3 protein-coding genes and 1 pseudogene are annotated in these 4,522 nt (G+C 68.8%); all 4 read right to left on the reverse strand.

Annotated features, from left to right (window positions below; genetic code table 11):
• Window positions 1–1,593 (reverse strand): penicillin acylase family protein (locus tag B3587_RS15070; protein ID WP_292730150.1); only part of this gene is annotated, 1,593 nt, incomplete at its 3' end.
• Window positions 1,594–1,688: 95 nt separating this feature from the next.
• Entirely contained in the window at window positions 1,689–3,500 is a 1,812-nt protein-coding gene (locus tag B3587_RS15075) for a YhgE/Pip family protein (protein ID WP_292730153.1), read from the reverse strand.
• Window positions 3,497–4,147: a hypothetical protein gene (locus tag B3587_RS15080; RefSeq protein WP_292730156.1), complete on the reverse strand. Its 651-nt coding sequence runs from the start codon at window positions 4,145–4,147 to the stop codon at window positions 3,497–3,499. Before B3587_RS15080 ends, B3587_RS15075 begins: the two co-directional genes overlap by 4 nt.
• Window positions 4,137–4,522: pseudogene (locus tag B3587_RS15085) on the reverse strand (hypothetical protein); the annotation flags it as partial. The pseudogene B3587_RS15085 and the gene B3587_RS15080, both read right to left, overlap by 11 nt.

A 4,522-nucleotide genomic window follows, 5' to 3' on the forward strand; every position in this document is an offset into this window, starting at 1 on the left:
TCCGGGCTGGGGCAGGGACCCGTCGCCGGCGCCGCGGATCGGCAGCTGCCCCGGCGTCTGGTAGCCGATGTTGCCCGTGACATCCGCGTAGATGAGGTTCTGGGCCGGCACGACGAACTTCTCGGCGGCCGCGCGGAACCCGGTGAAATCGGTGGCGGCGTTCAGCTCGAAGATCGCCGTGGCCGTCGTTCCCGGCTGCAGCGCGGTCCACTGGATGCTGACGGCGCTCTCCCCCTCCGGCTCAGCCGTCGGGGTGACGGTGGCGCCTGCCGTGCCGACCACGGGGTCAGCAGCGATCGCGTCGAAGTCCGCGGTCAGCCCCGAGACGATCGGGCCGTGCACCGTCGAGCGGATGGTCAGCTCGACATCCTCTCCGCCGGCGACTTTCAGTGTCTCGGTGCGGGTGTCGAGGTCGACGAGCTGCCCGTCCCGCCAATACTGGTCGCCGTCGAGCTTCTCGATGTAGAGGTCGACGACATCCGTCGTGAGGTTGGTGAAGCCCCAGGCGATCGATGCGTTGTGCCCGATGATGATGCCGGGCACGCCCGAGAAGCTGAAGCCGCTGACATCGAACGGGCACGTGTCACTCACGACGGAGCAGCGCAGACCGGCCTGGTACCAGACGCTCGGCAGGGAGGCTCCGAGGTGGGGGTCGTTGGCCAGCAGCGGCATCCCGGTGTCGGTGTAGTCGCCGGCCACCACCCAGGAGTTCGAACCGATGCCCTCGCCCGTGCCGCCGATCAGCGTCGAGACGGCGCTCACGACATCGGCCACCTCGGTCCACCGGATGCCGGCGGTCGCGGCATCCGCCGTCTCGGTCGCTGCCGGAACGTCAGTGATCTCAGGGACGATGACCGGGTTCTCGTCGAACGGGTAGGGCGGGTACAGCTCGAGGACCTGCTCATCGGTGTAGGTGGTGGCGAGCAACGCGCGCTCGGTCTCGGTTTCGATGTTGGACCGGAGGTCCCAGGCCATCGCTTTCAACCACGCGACCGAATCGGCGGGAGTCCAGGGTTCGATCTCGTAGGGGGCGTTCTGAAGGCCGAGAACTGCATACTCCAGTGAGATGTCTGCCTCGTCGCGGTCCGCGAGATACGCGTTCACCCCGTCGGCGTAGGACTGGTAGTACGAGAGCGTGGTCTCATCGAGCGCCGCCACTTCCTGCTCGGCGATCTCGCGCCAGCCGAGAGTCCGCAAGAACGCATCGGTGCCGAGCTGGCTCTCGCCGAACAGCTCCGCCAGGCGGCCACTGGTGACGTGGCGGCGGAAGTCCATCTCCCAGAAGCGGTCCTGCGCGTGGACGTAGCCCTGCGCGAAGAACAGATCGTCGGTGGAGCTTGCGGTGATCGTCGGGATGCCGAGCTCGGAGCGCTGCACGGTGACGGCGCCCGAAAGCCCGTCCAGGGCGATCGTTCCCTCGGTCTGCGGGAAGGAGCGGTTCACGAACCACACGCCGACTCCCGCGGCGATCAGCGCGAGCACGACGACCCCCACGAACACGCTGTAGGCGATGAGGCCGATGCGGCGGCCGAGGCGCGGGCGAACCGGCGCGTCCGGGGCATCTCCGCTGAGGGCGGCTGCGGTCTTCGACATTGAAGCCTCTCGGGTGGGGCTGGTGGACACGCCGTCGCAGTCGATCTGGGATTCGGTGTCAGGTGGTCATCCTAGCCCGCGTCGCCGCGTTCGAGTCAGCCGATGAGGCTCGGCTGCAGGTCCCGCAGTGTCCTCCCGTGAGTCATCCGGGCTACCCCGATGGTGGCAACGGCGAGGGCACCGAGCAGCCAGAGGGCCAGGATGCCGAGGTCGGTGCCCACACGCGCGAGCTCTCCGCCGTACATGAGCTGGCGCATCCCGTCGACGACATACCCCATCGGCAGGATGTGATGCAGCCAGGTAAGCGGTTGCGGGAGCGTCTGCCACGGGAAGGTCCCGCCGGCGGTGACCAGCTGCAGCACCATGAGCACAAGGCCCAGGAACTGGCCTACCGATCCGAGCCAGACGTTCAGGGCCAGGATGATCGCAGCGTAGGTGAGTGAGGCGAACACCATCACGCCGAGGGTCGCCAGCGGATGCGAGAACGTGAAGCCGAGGGCAGCAGCGAGGATGCCGAACAGGGCGAGCATCTGCAGTCCGCCGAGAAGGCCCGGCGTGAGCCATCCGGCGAGGGTCACCCGGACCGGAGAGTGCAGGGCTGTCACGGCGCGACGCGAGATGGGCTTCACGATCAGGAAGAGTGCGTAGATGCCGATCCACCCGGCAAGGGCCGCGAAGAAGGGGGCAAGGCCCGCGCCGTAGTCTCCCGCGGCTGCTACCTTGCCTGTCTCCACGGCGACCGGATCGGCGATCGTCTGCGCTTGCGCGTCGCGAAGCGCAGCGTCCGAATTGGGGATCTGCGCGACTCCCGAGGCGAGGCCCTCCCGCAGCGTCGCGGCGCCCTGGTCGATCTGCCCCAGGCCCGCTGCGAGGGTGTGGGAGGCGGCATCCAGCTGCGCGCCGCCGCTGGCGGCATCCTGAAGCCCGCCGGAGAGCTGCTGTGCACCGGCGGCTACCTGCGCGGCGCCGGCTGCGAGAGCGTCGACCGATAACACCGCGTTCTGTACGCGGGCGTTCGCGTTCTGCACAGCCCCGGCGAGCGGGTCGAGGCGGGCGAGGACTGCGTCGATCTCGGCTGGGGTCAGGCCCTCGGCGGTGAGCGCATCGATGATGTCCTGGCGGACCGCCGGGAGCGCGTTGACCGCCTCCTGGCTGGCGGCGCTGGCCTGGTCGGCGTAGCCCGCCAGCGTCGCGGTCCCCTGGGACACCTGTGCTGCACCCTCGGCAAGGCGCGGGGCTGCGTCCGAGAGTTGCGTGAGGCCGGATGCGAGCTCGGCCGCCCCGTCGGCGAGGCGTGTGGACCCGTCGGATGCCTGCGCGGTGCCGTCGGTCAGTTGCGTCGCGCCGCTGACGGCATCCTCGAGACTCGAGCGGATGTCGGCGATTCCCGTGAGCAGCCGGGAGGCGGCCTCTTGCCCGACCAGCTGAGCCACCGATGCGCGGATGCGTTCGATCGCCTGGTCGCCGATCGTCGAGGCGAGATAGTTGTTCGCGTCGTTCGTTTCGAGCTCCAAGCGGGCCTGGTGAGGGTCGGAGCCGGCGGTAGATACCAGCGCGGTCGAGAAGTCAGCCGGGATGGTGACGATGAAATCGACCGAGCCGCCGGTGAGAGCCTGTTCGGCAGCGGCGGTGTCGAGGGCCTGCCAGTCGAAGCTGCCGTCACGGAGGAGATTGTCGGCTACCTCATCGCCGTAGTTCACACTGGCGCCGTCGTTCTCAGCCCCGGTGTCGAGGTTCACCAGGGCAACCGGAACCTCGCTCAGTCTGCCGTAGGGGTCCTGATTCGCCCACAGATAGACGCCGCCGTAAAGCACGGGGACCAGCATGAGCGCCAGGAGGGCGATGATCGACATGCGCGTCGCGGTCAGGCGCCGAAACTCGGCGGCGATCATGGCGGGGACCTTCATGCTCGATCCTCCTCGGGGAGCGCGCTCTCGTCCGATGGGCCGAGCTCGGCACGTGGAGCGATGTCAGCAAGCACCGCCCCCGAGGCCGCGCCGGCGATCACCAGAACGCTTATGCCGCGATCGGCAAAGCCCACGGCGATCTGCCACCACCGCTGCGGGTGACCACCGTGACGATCGGGCGAAACGACGACGAGACCCTCCACCCCCGGCCGGAGAACTGCGAGTTCCATCAGCAGCCGGAGGCGGGCAGCGGGTGCCACATCGGCGATCGGCAGACGCGAGAGCGCAGCGGCGTCGTGGGCGACCAGCCACTGCTTCACCGCGCGAGGCGAAGCTGGATGACCCGCGAACATGAGTTCCTCAGCGACGATGCCCCACACGGTGACGTTGGGCGCGGGGTCACTGACATCCGGTGCGTCGACGAGGGCTACTCGCCGACGCAACGCGCCCCGATCCGGAAGTCCGTCGATCCTGACCGTCCCGGTGTCGGGTGTCATCCTGCCCGCCGCGATGAGACCGAGAACGGTGGGGCGCTGTTCGGTCTCGGCGACGGCGAGTCGGGCGACGCCATTGCCGTAGCCGAGGCTCATGTGCGGGAGTGCGATCCCGCGCCGGCCCTTGCTGACGTCCGAGAGTTCAACGTGCATCGGGAGCCTCTCCCTTGTCTACGTTCGGCAGCCGGGCATCGACATCCTGCCAAGACAGCCCGGCAATGCTGAGCACCGCACGCACTGCCAGCTGAGCCGTGGCCTCGGCATCCTGTTCGTCCCAGCGCACGATGAGTGTGCGCGCTGTCTCCTCGATCAAGCGGGTGAGGGTGGCGGCGCTGATGTCGCGCCGCATCCGGCCCGTCCGCTGGCCTGACTCGACGATCGCCGCGAGCCGCGCCCGCACGGGAGCGAGGGATGCCGCGGTCAGCGTCAGGTAGCGCTCTTCGAGCGCGATCGCCGCGGACGCGTGAACAAGGGAGGCCTCCTGCCAGAGTCGGGTGGTCAGCTCGGTCAGCTCAGCCAACGGTTCTG

This window comes from Microbacterium sp. UBA837 (assembly GCF_002296025.1).
Classification (GTDB): Bacteria; Actinomycetota; Actinomycetes; order Actinomycetales; family Microbacteriaceae; genus Microbacterium.

Bases quoted from the DNA above. Each gene is read 5' to 3' on its own strand.
- B3587_RS15075 (WP_292730153.1), bottom strand. From the start codon at position 3,500: ATGAAGGTCCCCGCCATGATCGCCGCCGAGTTTCGGCGCCTGACCGCG.
- B3587_RS15080 (WP_292730156.1), bottom strand. From the start codon at position 4,147: ATGCACGTTGAACTCTCGGACGTCAGCAAGGGCCGGCGCGGGATCGCA.